The 13,808-nt window shown below is 65.0% G+C and carries 16 protein-coding genes, 1 tRNA gene and 1 riboswitch; of the genes, 16 read left to right on the plus strand and 1 reads right to left on the minus strand.

The annotated features are described in order from the left end of the window. Positions 1-138: 138 nt before the first annotated feature. The 11 genes from cobT to Herbaro_RS08925 all read left to right on the plus strand — a co-directional run bounded on the left by cobT (position 139) and on the right by Herbaro_RS08925 (position 9,754). Positions 139-1,173, plus strand: a complete 1,035-nt coding sequence (cobT, locus tag Herbaro_RS08875; protein ID WP_275013453.1) for a nicotinate-nucleotide--dimethylbenzimidazole phosphoribosyltransferase — start codon at positions 139-141, stop codon at positions 1,171-1,173. Continuing rightward, entirely contained in the window at positions 1,166-2,011 is an 846-nt protein-coding gene (locus tag Herbaro_RS08880) for an adenosylcobinamide-GDP ribazoletransferase (RefSeq protein WP_275013454.1), read from the plus strand. The genes cobT and Herbaro_RS08880 overlap by 8 nt, the downstream gene beginning before the upstream one ends. 3 nt (positions 2,012-2,014) lie before the next feature. After that, the gene (locus Herbaro_RS08885) at positions 2,015-2,638 is read left to right on the plus strand and encodes a histidine phosphatase family protein (RefSeq protein ID WP_275013455.1); all 624 of its coding nucleotides are present in this window, start codon (positions 2,015-2,017) and stop codon (positions 2,636-2,638) included. Between the two features lie 285 nt (positions 2,639-2,923). Beyond that, entirely contained in the window at positions 2,924-3,307 is a 384-nt protein-coding gene (locus Herbaro_RS08890) for a response regulator transcription factor (protein ID WP_275013456.1), read from the plus strand. Beyond that, positions 3,304-3,927 (plus strand): chemotaxis protein CheC, encoded by a 624-nt coding sequence (locus Herbaro_RS08895; RefSeq protein WP_275013457.1) that lies wholly within the window; start codon positions 3,304-3,306, stop codon positions 3,925-3,927. The genes Herbaro_RS08890 and Herbaro_RS08895 overlap by 4 nt, the downstream gene beginning before the upstream one ends. Next, positions 3,924-4,886, plus strand: a complete 963-nt coding sequence (locus Herbaro_RS08900; protein WP_275013458.1) for a GGDEF domain-containing protein — start codon at positions 3,924-3,926, stop codon at positions 4,884-4,886. The genes Herbaro_RS08895 and Herbaro_RS08900 overlap by 4 nt, the downstream gene beginning before the upstream one ends. A 21-nt stretch (positions 4,887-4,907) precedes the next feature. Next, entirely contained in the window at positions 4,908-5,555 is a 648-nt protein-coding gene (locus tag Herbaro_RS08905; RefSeq protein ID WP_275013459.1) for a hypothetical protein, read from the plus strand. A gap of 140 nt (positions 5,556-5,695) precedes the next feature. Continuing rightward, the gene (gene htpX, locus Herbaro_RS08910) at positions 5,696-6,574 is read left to right on the plus strand and encodes a protease HtpX (protein WP_275013460.1); all 879 of its coding nucleotides are present in this window, start codon (positions 5,696-5,698) and stop codon (positions 6,572-6,574) included. A gap of 142 nt (positions 6,575-6,716) precedes the next feature. Further along, positions 6,717-8,369 carry a YbaL family putative K(+) efflux transporter gene (gene ybaL / locus Herbaro_RS08915; RefSeq protein WP_275013461.1) on the plus strand — a complete coding sequence of 551 codons (1,653 nt, stop codon included), beginning with the start codon at positions 6,717-6,719 and terminating at the stop codon, positions 8,367-8,369. Between the two features lie 101 nt (positions 8,370-8,470). Further along, positions 8,471-8,642, plus strand: a riboswitch (FMN riboswitch). 101 nt (positions 8,643-8,743) lie between these two features. Further along, positions 8,744-9,259 carry a 6,7-dimethyl-8-ribityllumazine synthase gene (locus Herbaro_RS08920; RefSeq protein ID WP_275013462.1) on the plus strand — a complete coding sequence of 172 codons (516 nt, stop codon included), beginning with the start codon at positions 8,744-8,746 and terminating at the stop codon, positions 9,257-9,259. Positions 9,260-9,448: 189 nt separating this feature from the next. After that, positions 9,449-9,754 carry a hypothetical protein gene (locus tag Herbaro_RS08925; RefSeq protein WP_275013463.1) on the plus strand — a complete coding sequence of 102 codons (306 nt, stop codon included), beginning with the start codon at positions 9,449-9,451 and terminating at the stop codon, positions 9,752-9,754. A 77-nt stretch (positions 9,755-9,831) separates the two neighbouring features. On the opposite strand, the gene Herbaro_RS08930 is transcribed toward Herbaro_RS08925, so the two are convergent. Further along, complete coding sequence (locus Herbaro_RS08930; protein ID WP_275013464.1) at positions 9,832-10,395, minus strand: DUF2242 domain-containing protein; 564 nt, start codon at positions 10,393-10,395, stop codon at positions 9,832-9,834. 269 nt (positions 10,396-10,664) lie between these two features. Here Herbaro_RS08930 and Herbaro_RS08935 point away from each other — a divergent pair, with 269 nt between their 5' ends. The 5 genes from Herbaro_RS08935 to Herbaro_RS08955 all read left to right on the plus strand — a co-directional run bounded on the left by Herbaro_RS08935 (position 10,665) and on the right by Herbaro_RS08955 (position 13,807). Beyond that, complete coding sequence (locus Herbaro_RS08935) at positions 10,665-11,714, plus strand: NAD(P)H-dependent flavin oxidoreductase (protein WP_275013466.1); 1,050 nt, start codon at positions 10,665-10,667, stop codon at positions 11,712-11,714. 169 nt (positions 11,715-11,883) lie between these two features. Next, on the plus strand, positions 11,884-12,105 hold the full coding sequence (locus Herbaro_RS08940; RefSeq protein ID WP_275013467.1) for a hypothetical protein: 222 nt from the start codon (positions 11,884-11,886) through the stop codon (positions 12,103-12,105). Positions 12,106-12,254: 149 nt separating this feature from the next. Beyond that, positions 12,255-12,347: transfer RNA gene (locus Herbaro_RS08945), tRNA-Leu, on the plus strand. A 181-nt stretch (positions 12,348-12,528) separates the two neighbouring features. Then, the gene (locus tag Herbaro_RS08950) at positions 12,529-13,395 is read left to right on the plus strand and encodes an alpha/beta fold hydrolase (protein ID WP_275013468.1); all 867 of its coding nucleotides are present in this window, start codon (positions 12,529-12,531) and stop codon (positions 13,393-13,395) included. A 61-nt stretch (positions 13,396-13,456) separates the two neighbouring features. Further along, positions 13,457-13,807 carry a RidA family protein gene (locus tag Herbaro_RS08955; RefSeq protein ID WP_275013469.1) on the plus strand — a complete coding sequence of 117 codons (351 nt, stop codon included), beginning with the start codon at positions 13,457-13,459 and terminating at the stop codon, positions 13,805-13,807. The last annotated feature ends 1 nt before the right edge of the window (position 13,808 follow it).

The raw sequence follows: 13,808 nt of genomic DNA on the forward strand, positions 1-13,808 counted from the left end.
GCCCGGCGTTTTTGATTTCGGATCGGCAATTGCACCGGCTGAAATCGCTGCCTGCTGTTCCTCCCCGGCCTCTGCGCGATCTCGTATACTGTCGGTCTTTCGATCGTCCCGCATTGAAGCGGCCTCCAGTAGATTTCCATGCAAATCCCCGCCATTTCTCCTATTCACGATGCCGTGCTGGCCGCCGGCCTGGGCCGTCGCATCGACGACAAGACCAAGCCGCCAGGCAGCCTGGGTGTGCTGGAGCGCCTGGCGCTCCAGATCGGCCTGATCCAGCGCAGCGAGCGGCCGGTCGTGGCCCGGCCGGCCATCGTCGTGTGCGCCGGCGACCACGGCGTGACGGCCGAAGGCATTTCGGCCTATCCGCAAAGCGTGACCTGGCAGATGGTCGAGAATTTCCTGGCGGGCGGGGCCGCGATCAACGTCTTTGCGCAGCAGAACGGCTGCGCGCTGCACATCGTCGATACCGGCGTGAACCACGACTTCGGCCAGCGCGCCGGCCTGGTCGATCGCAAGGTGGCGCCGGGCACGCGCAACTTCTGCGAGCAAGCGGCGATGAGCACGGCGCAGTGCGAGCAGGCGGTGCAGGCCGGAATGCAGTTTGCCGCCGCCCTGGATTGCGATGTGCTCGGTTTCGGTGAAATGGGCATCGGCAACACCACCGCCGCGGCCGCGCTGATGGCCGCCATTACCGGTATTGCCGCGCGCGATTGCGTCGGCGCCGGAACCGGGCTGGACGAGCAGGGCATCGCGCGCAAGCGCGAGGTCGTGGAGCGCGCATTGCGCCTGCACGCGGGGGTGAGCGATCCATTGGCCACCCTGGCGGCGGTCGGCGGCTTCGAGATTGCCTTCATCGCCGGCGCCATGCTGCGCGGCGCTGAATTGCGCAAGGTCTTGCTGGTGGACGGCTTCATCGTCACCTCGGCGCTGCTGGTGGCCGCTGCACTGCAGCCCGCGGTGCTCGACTACTGCGTGTTCTCGCATTGTTCGGACGAGGCCGGGCACCATCGCATGCTGGAGCACCTCAAGGCGCGCCCGCTGATGCAACTGGACCTGCGCCTGGGCGAGGGGACCGGCAGCGCGCTGGCCTTGCCGCTGCTGCGCGCGGCGACCAATTTCCTGGAAAGCATGGCGACCTTCTCGTCAGCCAGCGTGAGTGGCAGGCATGGCTGAGCAGGCGCCAGGGCAAGCGCCGCAAGCATTTCCGCCGGCGCCGGCCAGTCGCGGCGCGCTGCACCAGTTGCGGCTGTTCTTCATCGCCCTGCAATTTTTCACCCGCCTGCCGATTCCGCGCTGGGTGGGTTTTCATCCCGACTGGCTGCAGCGTTCGACCCGCTATTTTCCTCTGGTGGGCTGGGTGGCGGCATGGGTCGCGGCACTGGTCTACGCGATGGCCGCCCAGTTCTGGCCGCAGATGGTGGCGGTGCTGCTCTCGACGGCGGCCGGCATCTGGCTCACAGGCGCTTTCCATGAGGACGGTTTCGCCGATGTCTGCGATGGCCTGGGCGGCGGCGTCAATCGCGAACGGGCGCTGGAGATCATGCGCGACTCGCGTATAGGCGCCTATGGCGCGATTGGCATCGGCATGCTGCTGGCGACCAAGGTGGGGGCGCTTGGCGCCATGCTGCCGTTCCACGTGCTGGCCGCGCTGGGAATCGCCCATCCCTTGTCGCGCTGGCTGGCCACCTGCCTGATCTGGCGCCTGGACTACATACGCGAGGAAGGCAAGGCCAAGCCGTTGGCGCAGCACATGGGCGCCGGCGAATTCCTGCTGGCGACGGCCTTTGCCGTAGCGCCGGTGGCCGGCGTCATTGGCCTGGGCATGATGTCGTGGCAGCGCGTGGCGCTGGGCATCGCCTTTGCCACGCTTGCCGCCGCCTGGTTGGCGCGCAAGTTCGTGCGCCGCCTGGGCGGTTACAGCGGCGACTGCCTGGGCTCCGTGCAACAGCTCAGCGAAGTCGCTTTCTATCTGGGCGCATTGGCGGCAGCCCCCGCTTTTTTGGGAAACTGATCGATGAATCTCCACCTCATCCGCCACCCGCAACCCCTACTCGACAAGACCTATTGCTACGGTAGCAGCGACGTGGCGGTCGCCGCCGAGACGCTGGCGCTTTGCTGCGAGCGGCTGACCGCGCAGTTGCTGCCGCTGCGACCGGGCCTGGCGATCTGCTCCAGTCCGCTGCAGCGTTGCTCGGACCTGGCGCTGGCGCTGGCGCAGGCGCTGGGCGTGGAGAGCATCGCGCTCGATACCGGTTTGCAGGAGATGCACTTCGGCAGCTGGGAGCTGTGCGCCTGGGACGACATCGCCTGGGCCGAGGTCGAGGCCTGGAACCGGGACCTTGCGCACCATGCGCCCGGCGGCGGAGAGACCCTGGTGGAGGTGGCGCAGCGTGTGTGGGAGGTGTTCGACGAGTTGCGCCGCGGGGACGATGCGCACTGCATCGTGGTCTGTCATGGCGGCTCCATCCGCATGCTGCGCGCCTGCGCCGCCTGGCAAGCCGAACATGGCGCCGGCGCGACGCCGGATGCGGCCGGGCTGGAGGCGATCGCATTGCGCGCCGCCGCCGACCGGCGCGACATCGGGTTCGGCGAACTGATGGCGCTGGAAATCCTGAGCGTTCCGGCGCTTGCCGCCTGAGGGCAAGCGCGGCCGGCGCGCCGCAGGGGCCCTGCCGCCAAGTCGGCGCCGCCGATGACATCAAGAAAAAAAGAGGCCCCAGGGCCTCTTTTTTTGTCTTGGGAAATCGCCCTCGCGCGGCGGTGACGGCGGTCCGGCCTGATGCCGCAGGGCAAGCCACATCAGGAATTCCCTCATACGAATGTTGGTTTTTTTTAATTATTATTTGATCTAAGAGTCATAAAACGTCTCATTGCAAATAGTAGAATGTGGAAAAAATGACAACTGAATGCGGGGTGTTTGACAATGGCAATTGACGCTTCTTCCAAGACGATCCTGATCGTCGACGACAGCAAGGTATCCCGCATGGTGATCCGGGCGCACATTCTTGCCGCCCATCCGGAGTGGAAGGTGGTGGAGGCGGGCACCGGGGAAGAGGCCATGAAGCTGGTCGAGCAGTCACCTCCCGACTACTGCACCATGGACATCAACATGCCAGGGATGCTGGGCACCGACGCCGCCGCCGCCATCCTGCAATCGCATCCGGAAGTGCGGGTGGCGATCTTCTCGGCCAACATCCAGGAAACCGTGCAATCGCGCGCCCAGCACCTGGGCGCGGTGTTCGTCGCCAAGCCGGTGACGGAGAAATCGATCAGCCAGGCCCTGCTGCATTTCACGGGGGGCGCGTGACCATCCTCAACGACATCGAGCTGGATGCCCTGACCGAGATCTTCAACGTCGGCGCCGGCCGCGCGGCCTTGAGCCTGTCGGAGATCGTCGGCGACGAGGTGCGCCTGTCGGTGCCGTCGGTGGAAGTGCTGCGCACGCGCGAGATCGACGAGCGCGTGCTGGCCTTGTCCAACGCCCGTTTCGCCACCGTCAGCCAGATCTTCGACGGCCCCTTCGATGCCGAAGCGGTGCTGCTCTTCACCGAGGAGCATGCGCTGGAAATCGTGCGCGACATGATGGGCTCGCAGATGAGCCTGGACGAACTCGCCGAGTTCGAGCAGGAGGCCATGTGCGAGCTGGGCAACATCATCCTCAATGCCTGCCTGTCGGCGATGGCGGACATGCTGGGCATCACCCTGAACAGCTCGCTGCCGAACTATGTGGTGTCCTCGCCGCCGGAGATTTCCGCGCGCCTGGCCAGCAGCGAGAGCGACGATACCTACGTGCTGGTGCTGCACATCGACCTGGTGATCGAGAAGCATCACACCGAAGGCCATCTGATCTTCCTGCTCAGTTCGACGTCGCTCAACAAGCTGGTCACCCACATCCAGCGCTACCTGAACAACATCAGCCTCCCATGAGCAGCTTCGTGCCAGGCCGCTTTGCCGCTGACGACGTCTACAACCATCTGAATTTCGGATTGGTGATGCTGGACAAGGATTTCAACATCCTGCTCTGGAACGACTGGATGGTCAGGCACAGCCACGTGCCGGCCGAGGGCGCGCTCAACGCCAATTTCATCGCGCTGTTCAACCAGCAGCTGGCGCCGGGTTTCCTGCGCGCGCTGAGCAATACCGTGAGCTACGGCCTGCCGGCCGTGTTGTCGAGCGCCTTGCACCGCTCGCCGCTGCCGCTGTACCACGTCTACCTGCCCAACGACGGCGAAGCGCCGGCGCGCATGGTGCAATCGGTGGTGATGACGCCGATCCTGGCGGCCGACGGCAGCCGCTCTTGCCTGATCCAGATCAGCGACTCCAGCAATTCGGTCAAGCGCGAGAAGATCCTGCTGTCGCATTCCGAAGCGCTCAAGCGCCAGGTGGTCACCGACGGGCTGACCGGCGTAAACAACCGCCGTTTCTTCGACGAGAATTACACGCTGGCGCTGCAGCAGGCCAGGCGCAATCGCAGCAACCTGTCGCTGTTCATGATCGACATCGACTTCTTCAAGCAGTACAACGACCATTACGGCCACATCGCCGGCGACCGCGTCCTCAAACGCGTGGCCGAGACCTTGCGCAACCAGCTGGCCTCGCCCACCGACGTATTCGCCCGCTACGGCGGCGAGGAGTTCATCATGCTGCTGGGCGGAATGGAGCATGACGCCGCGCGCGATTTCGCCGAGCAGCTGCGCGACAGCGTGCGGGCGCTGGATGAACCGCACGACAAATCGCTGGTCAACCGCTGCATGACCATCAGCGTGGGCGTTTGCACCCGCGCGCCGGAAGGGGAGGCCGACGGCCGCAACCTGCTGGCCACGGCCGATGCAGCGCTGTATCGCGCCAAACTGGGTGGGCGCAACAAGGTGGTCGCCACCGAGTGACGGGCGGGCCCGTCCGGGCACTTGTTCACCGCGCCCCGGATTGTCCAAATCGCGGGCAATTTATTGGAAACCCTTGCCGGCCAAGGCTGTCCGATACTCAGTCACAGCTTATCAACAGACTTGTTCACAGCTTCTGTGAGTAACTTTTTTTGCCGGCGCCGGATCCGCGTGGGGCGGGACACCATCGGCCTTGCGTATAATGCCGGGCTGCCGGACTTGTTGATCCGCTGCAATGATTCCTTTCCGATAACCGATCACGACCTGATGCGACGACTGCTGCTCCTGCTGCTGACCTTCCTGCTCCCGCTGCAATTGCTGGCGGCGACGGTGGGCGAGCTGCCGGCGCGCGCAGGGCAGGGCGGCGATGCGCGGGTGGCATGCCCATATCAGCAAGCATCGTCTCCAGCGGCCGCGACGACGGCCGAAGCATCGGCCCGGTTTGTTGCCGGGTTCGCCGCAACTTCCGACGCCGACGCTGGCGCCGGGCAGGACGGCGGCGAGGACGACGTCGATGTCCCAGCCGCGCAGGCTGAACTCGAAGACCACACCATCCCGGCGCGCATCGCCACGCCGGACATCCCCTGGCAATCCTTCCCGCACGCCTTCGCGGCGCCGTTGAGCTGGCCGTCCTTCGTGCGCGACCAGTTGCGTCCGCCGCCGTTAGCCTGATTCCGCCTTCCTTGCGCTGAATGCGCCGGGCCGCCTGGGCCCGCGCGCATGGCGCCTGGCGCATTCCATCGCTTGCTGTCGCAAGACCGCGCCGCATCGGCAGAGGTGCCGCGGCGCATCACCACTCAATTGGAAAAATCATGAAACGCATCATTCTGTTCCTCGTCACCAATCTGGCGGTGATGCTGGTGCTCAGCTTCACCGCCAGCCTGCTCGGCATCAACCGCTACCTCACCGCCAACGGCCTCAACTTCGGCATGCTGCTGGTGTTCTGCGGCTTGATGGGCTTTGGCGGCTCCTTCATTTCTCTGTTCATGTCCAAGACCATTGCCAAATGGTCGACCGGCGCGCGCGTGATCGAACAGCCTCAGAACTCCACCGAGCTGTGGCTGGTGAACACCGTGCAAAGCCTGGCCACCCGCGCCCAATTGCCGATGCCGGAGGTGGCCGTATACGACGGTCCGGCCAACGCCTTCGCCACCGGCGCCAGCAAGAGCAATTCGCTGGTGGCCGTGTCCACCGGCCTGTTGCAGGGCATGACCAAGGAGGAGGTGGAGGCGGTGCTGGCGCACGAAGTGGCTCACATCGCCAATGGCGACATGGTCACGCTCACGCTGATCCAGGGCGTGGTCAACACCTTCGTGATGTTCTTCGCGCGCATCGTCGGTTACTTCGTCGACTCTTTCCTGCGTCGTAACAACGAGGAAAATTCCGGCCCCGGCATCGGCTACATGGTGACCGTGTTCGTTTGCGAGATCGTATTCGGCATCCTGGCCAGCATCATCGTCATGTACTTCTCGCGCCAGCGCGAATACCGCGCCGACGCCGGCGCGGCTTCGCTGATGGGTTCCAGCGCGCCGATGATCGGGGCGCTGCGCCGCCTGGGCGGCATGCAATCCGACGGCTTGCCGCAGAACCTGCAGGCTTCCGGCATCGCCGGCCGCGAATCGTGGCTGGGCCTGTTCACCAGCCATCCGCCGCTGGAGTCGCGCATCGCCGCGCTGCAGTCGCGCCGCTGATCTCCCGTGCGAGCGCCACCCGCGCCGCGCCATGCGCGGGCGGCGTGCCGGCCTCGGCCATGTTAGTCTCATGGTCGTCGCCGGTGCTTCTCCTTTGCAGTCATTACAAGACCATCATCCACCTCGAAAGGATCACTGACTGATGCCCCATCACACCCCCCTTATCGCGACCATTGTCGGCGGCCTCGTCCTGGCCTTCATCTTCGGCACCCTGGCCAATCGCTTCAAGATGCCGCCGTTGATCGGCTACCTGGTCGCCGGCATCGCCATCGGCCCGTTCACGCCGGGCTTCGTCGGCGACGCCGACCTGGCGCAGGAGCTGGCGGAGATCGGCGTGATCCTGCTGATGTTCGGGGTGGGGCTGCATTTTTCGCTGAAGGATTTGCTGTCGGTGAAGAACATCGCCATTCCCGGCGCGGTGGCGCAGATCGCCATCGCCACCTTGCTGGGCATGGGCCTGGGTTGGGCGCTGGGCTGGCCGATGGGCGAGGGCTTCCTGTTCGGGCTGGCGCTGTCGGTGGCCAGTACGGTGGTGCTGCTGACCGCCTTGCAGGAGCGCCGCCTGGTGGAAACCAAGCGCGGCCGCATCGCGGTCGGCTGGCTGATCGTCGAAGACATCGCCATGGTGCTGGCGCTGGTGCTGATCCCGGCGCTCTCCGGCATCCTGGGCGGCAAGGGCGAAGCGATGAGCGGCAATGCGCTGCTGATCACCCTGGGCGTGACGCTGGGCAAGGTGGTGGCATTCGTGGCGGTGATGCTCATCGTCGGTCGTCGCGTGATTCCGTGGATCCTGGAACGCATCGCCGACACCGGCTCGCGCGAGCTGTTCCGGTTGGCGGTGCTGGCCATCGCGCTGGGGTTTGCGCTCGGATCGGCCTATGTGTTCGGCGTCTCGTTCGCGCTGGGCGCCTTCTTCGCGGGCATGATCCTGTCCGAGTCCGAGCTGAGCCATCGCGCCGCGGAGGAGTCGCTGCCGTTGCGCGATGCCTTCTCGGTGCTGTTTTTCGTCTCGGTGGGCATGCTGTTCGATCCCTCGGTGCTGGTGCGCGAGCCGTTGCTGGTGCTGGCCACCGTGCTCATCATCGTGGTCGGCAAGTCGCTGGCGGCGCTGCTGATCGTGCGCGTCTTCGGTCATCCGCTGTCGACCGCGCTGACCATCTCCGCCAGCCTGGCGCAGATCGGCGAGTTCTCCTTCATCCTGGCCACGCTGGGCATTTCGCTGGATCTGCTCTCGCCGGTGGCGCGCGACCTGATCCTGGGCGGCGCGATCCTCTCCATCCTGATCAATCCGCTGCTGTTCTCGTTGCTGGATCGCCTGAAGCCGCGCATCGAGGCGCGCGAGGGCGGGCAGGCGCCAGCCGAGGCGGCGCAGCAGGCGGTCGATTTCGACGCGCACGTGGTGCTGGTCGGCTACGGCCGCGTCGGGCGCGGCATCGGTGAGCAATTGCGTGCCGAGGGCAAGCCTTTCGTGGTGATCGAGGCGCTGCTTGAAAACGTCGAGGCGCTGCGCGCCGAGGGCGTGCCTGTCCTTTACGGCAACGGCGCCCAGACCGAGCTGCTGAAGGCGGCTGCGATCGAGCGCGCGCGCTGGCTGCTGGTGGCGATTCCGGAGGTCTTCGAAGCCGGCCAACTGATCGAGCACGCCCGGGCAGCCAACCCGGGCCTGCAGGTCGTGGCGCGCGCGCATTCGGATGCCGAGATCGAGCATCTCGAAAAGCACGGCGCACACCAGGTGATCATGGGCGAGCGCGAGATCGCGCGCGGCATGCTGGGAGTGATCGGGCAGGGCGCTTGAGCGTGCGGCGGGGCGGTTTGATCTTGCGCCCTGCAGCATTTTTCCGGCCATGTTAAAGTCCCGCTTGCCGTTGCGCCGGGGATCCTCTCCGCTGCGCGGCAACAAGTTCTCGGGGCGGGGTGCAACTCCCCACCGGCGGTAATCCCGCAGCGCCACCCGGCGCGCGCAGGTAGCCCGCGAGCGCCCGGCAGCCGGTTGTTGCGGTGGTCGGGGTCAGCAGACCTGGTGAGATCCCGGGGCCGACGGTCATAGTCCGGATGAAAGAGAACGGGATGTCCGACACCGTGTTGCTGCGCCGTCCTTGCGTGCGTAGCGCGCGTGCGGCCGTGCATCCCCGCGCCCTGTTTAAATCATCGAACAGGAGTCCTGAACCCATGTCTCAAACGCATCTTTCCGCAGTCCATTCCACGCACGGCAAGCGTATCGCCTTCATCCAGGCCAGCTGGCACAAGGAGATCGTCGATCAGTGCCGTATCGCCTTCACTGACGAGATCGCCAAGCTGGGCTGGCCGGTCGACAGCATCGATTTCTTCGAGCTGCCCGGCGCCTTTGAAATCCCGCTGCATGCCAAGGTGCTGGCCAAGTCCGGCAAGTACGCCGGCATCGTCGCCAGCGGCCTGGTGGTCGATGGCGGCATCTACCGCCATGATTTCGTCGCGCAGTCGGTGATCTCGGCGCTGATGCAGGTCCAGCTGGAGACCGAAGTGCCGGTATTCTCCGCCGTGCTGACGCCGCATCACTTCCATTCGCATGGCGAGCACCAGGCCTTCTTCCATGAGCATTTCCTGGTCAAGGGCCGGGAGGCGGCGCATGCCTGCGCGACGACCGTGGCCAAGCTGGGGCAAGTACGGGCGGGCGAAACCGCGCAGCCGGCCCTGAACGCGGCCTGATCTTCCGGATGTCGAGGTAGAGGGAGGGCGGCGCAAGGCCGCCCCCCGACTCAGCCGTCAGGTTGATACCGGTAAATTTCCTTGATGTTTGTGAAGCATTTGCTTACAAACATTACGCATTTTCTCTAGTTGCACTTTGAGTGCCGACATATATTCACGATACGTATTCCAGAACAACGAGGAGCTATCGTGAAAAAATCGATTCCCATGATTGCCGGCATGTTTGCCATCGCAGCTGCGGCCGCCCTGTCTGCCGTACCGGCGATGGCGGGCCATGTTTCCGTCGGCGTGAACATCGGCGTGCCGGGCGCCTACATGGCTCCGCAGCCGGTGTACGTCCAGCCTGCGCCGGTCTATGCGCCGCCGCCTGTGTATGTGCGCCCGGCGCCTGTCTACTATGTCAACCCGGCCCCGGTGTATGTGGAGCGCGACTACTACCGCGGCCACCGCCACTGGCATCGCCCGCCGCCGCCTCATCACTGGCGGCATCGCTGATGCCCGGTAGCAGGCAATGAAAAATGGCGGCCATCATGGCCGCCATTTTATTGTGCAGTCGCCTCCGCTGCGGGGCGCTATTTCTTTTCCGCAGCCTTCTCGTCATCGTCGATGTCGACCAGCAGGTAGCGCTCGGCCGCGCCGAAGAAGCGGTCGTAGAAGTCCGGCGAGCGTATGGTTTCGCTGGACACGCGCACCATGGAATCGTCGCTGCTGCCGAACGGCATGGAGACCGAACCCAGCACGCCCACGCCCAGGCTGGCCGAGGCGTTGCTCTTCTTCAGCGCGAAGCCGTCCTGGGTGGCGCTCACGAACATGGTCGCGCTCTTGCCGTTGCCATTGGAGGCGCAGACGACGTGAAAGGCGATTTCCATGTGCTTGTCGCTGGCCGGCTGGAAGCTCTTGTTGCCGTCGAGCGAATTGTCGGTAGTCTTGTTGATGATGTAGCCCTGGCCCAGCAGCGCCCGGCGGGCCGCCTCGCAGACCGCCTTTTCGCTGCCGGGGAAGCTGCGCGAGAAGGCGCTGGTGTCGTTGAACTCTTCCTGGTGGTAGAAGGCCGTCTTGCCGGTGGTGCAGGCCGCGAGGACGAGCGTCGTCATGGCGATGGAGCAGAGCGGGTAGGCAAAACGCGGGCGGAACATGCGACGGATCTCCGGCGACAAAAACGGGTGGGCTGAATTGTAAGGGATTCGACGCGCAGCTGGGCCGGACGTTGCGTAAATATCGGTAACGGGGGCGTAATCGGCGGTAACGCTGGCCATTGTCGCGACATGTGCCGGCATCGTGGCGGCCATCCTCGCGTACCGCGTGCGGCCGGCCTGCCGAGGCGCCAAAGGCCTGCTATCCTAGCCGCATCTTTCACGCGGCAGGCGCGCCTGAGCGGCTGCCATATCGAATCAGGATGAGGCACATGAGCGCATTGCAGACACTTTTCGGCATCGACATCCCATTGATCCAGGCGCCGCTGGCCGGCGTCCAGCTGCATGGCCTGGCTGCTGCGGTCTCCAACGCCGGCGCGCTCGGCTCGCTGCCTTGCGCGATGCTGGCGCCGGCCGCGCTCAAGGAGGAGCTGGCCAAGCTGCGCGCCGCGACCGATAAACCCTACAACGTCAACTTCTTCGCCCACACCAACCCCGAGCCCGATGCCGCGGCCGAGCAGGCCTGGCGCGCCGCGCTGGCGCCGTACTATGCAGAGTTCGGCATCGACGCCGCCTCGATCGGCGCCGGTCCCGGCCGCCAGCCGTTCAGCGCGGAGGTGGCCGATCTGCTGGACGAGTTCCGGCCCAAGGTGGTCAGCTTCCACTTCGGCCTGCCGGCGCCGGAGCTGATGCAGCGCGTGCGCGGCTGGGGCTCGCGCATCATCGCTTCGGCCACGACCGTGGCCGAAGCCGTCTGGCTGGCCGAACGCGGCGTCGACGCCGTCATCGCGCAGGGCGCCGAGGCCGGCGGCCACCGCGGCATTTTCCTCTCCGACGATCTCACTACCCAGATCGGCACGTTCAGCCTGGTGCCCCAGATCGTGCGCGCTGTCAATGTGCCCGTGATCGCCACCGGCGGCATCGTCGATGCCAACGGCGTGGCCGCCGCGATGGCCTTGGGCGCGGCCGGGGTGCAGGTCGGCACGGCCTACATGCTGTGCCCGGAGGCGATCACCACGCCCTTGCATCGCGCCGCCCTCAAGAGCGAGCGCGCGCGCCACACCGCGCTGACCAACCTGTTCACCGGGCGTCCCGCGCGCGGCATCGTCAATCGCGCCATGCGCGAGCTGGGACCGATCAGTGCAAAGGCGCCGGCGTTCCCGCTGGCGACGTCCGGCATCGCGCCGCTGCGGGCCAAGGCCGAGGCGGCCGGGCGCGACGATTTCACCTCGATGTGGGCCGGCCAGAATCCGGACGGTTGCAAGGAAATCCCGGCGGCCGAATTGACCCGCGAGCTGGCGGCCGGCTTCAATCGGGCCTGAGTTACCGTTGGGTGAGAATCCGCCGCGCCGATGGCATGCGTAAATTTGGCGTCAAATTGCCCTCGTGTAAGCATTACTTAATGAATTGGTGGTATCGTCCTCACATCAGACCTATCGTGAGTCCGCACTGGAGCGCGTGGATTCGGACAACTGCCAGTTAAAGATAGCAATGGATAAAACTCAGAAAGTGGAATTGGAGCGCATCCAGAAGGAGCTGGTGGATGCGCACAATAAGGCGGCCTGGCAAATGGCTGCGACCATCATCAAGGCCTCGCTGGTCAAGAACGGCATGGATCAGCCGCCCACTGCGGCCGAGCTGGCCGAGCTCAACGCCACCATCACCAATCTGCGCAGCGTAGCCGAAGACGCGCTGGAATTGCTCAAGCGCTGATTTCGATTCGTCACGGCAGATCTGTCCGGCGCATGGCTTGCGGCCATCGCGCCGCATTTATTTTCGGGCCGCCTGAACAATCGCGGGAACTGCGTAAAGTCGCTGTTATAATGCGATCCTTTTTCGGCGGCCGACCGCCGTTTCCACCTGCCTGAGTGGTGAAATTGGTAGACACAGCGGACTTAAAATCCGCCGCTTACCCGCGAGGGGGCGTGCCGGTTCGACCCCGGCCTCAGGCACCATGCGGCTTTCCGGCTTCACCCTGGAAAACGCCTGTTCCGCAAAAATATCCCTGTTCCTCGACACGGCCGTGATTTGCCCGGCCCGGCAAACTCGCCCGGATTTTTCTGTGCGCGTCGGTCGTCCCTGCAAGCCATGACGAATAGTAAAATGACGGCTTGATCCACCAGAAGAGCCGCGACCATGACTGAAGCAGTAGTGAAGACGGTGCAGTGCATCTCGCCTGCCGGCTTGCACACGATGGCCTACAAGGAATGGGGCGATGCCCGCAATCCCAATGTGCTGGTGTGCGTGCACGGCGTCACGCGGGTGTCGGACGATTTCGATCGCATGGCGCGCGAGCTCTGCGATACCTATCGCGTGGTCTGCCCCGACGTGGTCGGGCGCGGCCGCTCCGGGCGCTTGCGCAATCCCCAGTTCTATACGGTGCCGCAGTACGTCAGCGACATGGTCACGCTGCTGGCGCGCCTGGATGCGGATATCGTCGACTGGTTCGGCACCTCGATGGGCGGCCTGATCGGCATGGGTCTGGCGTCGTTGCCGGAAAATCCGATCCGCCGCCTGGTGCTCAACGATATCGGCCCGTCCATCAATGGCGCTGCGCTGGCGCGCATCGGCGAATACATCGGCCAGGATGTGCGCTTCGATACCTTCGAGGAAGCGGCCGGTTATATTCGCGCGATCTCCGCCGCCTTCGGCATCCATAGCGACGAGGAGTGGCACAAGCTGGCCAGCGATGTGCTGCGCCGGAACGACGAGGGCAAGTGGATCCGTCACTACGACCTGGCGCTGGCGGAACCGTTCAAGCAGATGACCCCGGAGATGGCGGGCGCGGCCGAGCAGATGCTGTGGGCGGCCTATGACGCCATCCGCTGTCCAACGCTGCTGGTGCGCGGCGCCCAATCCGACCTGCTGCTGCCGGAAGTGGCGCAGCAGATGACGCAGCGCGGTCCCAAGGCCCGGCTGGTGGAGCTCCCGGATGTCGGTCATGCGCCGACCTTCATGCATGCCAGCCAGATCGAGGTCGCCAAGCAGTTCCTGCTGGGCTGATGGCCGCCGCATTTGATATTGATCCGCCAGTCCGCTGGCAATAACGAATAAAGGAAACACCATGTCCGTACAACGCCTGCATGTCGGCAAGCGCCTCTCCGAAGCCGCCATCCATAACGGCACCGTCTACTTGGCCGGCCAGATCGCCGAGGACACCACGCAGAACATCGAAGGGCAGACGCGCGAAGTGCTCGGCCACATCGATCGCCTGCTGGCCGAAGCGGGCAGCGACAAGAGCAAGATCCTGTCGTGCCAGATCTTCCTCTCCGACGTGAAGGACTTCGCCGGCATGAACGCGGTATGGGACGAATGGGTCGCCGCCGGCAATGCGCCCCCGCGCGCCACCGTCGAATCCAAGCTGGCCCGCCCGGAACTGCTGGTGGAGATCATCATCGTCGCCGCACAGAAGTAAG

The sequence above is a fragment of the Herbaspirillum sp. WKF16 genome (assembly GCF_028993615.1).
Taxonomy (GTDB): domain Bacteria; phylum Pseudomonadota; class Gammaproteobacteria; order Burkholderiales; family Burkholderiaceae_D; genus Herbaspirillum.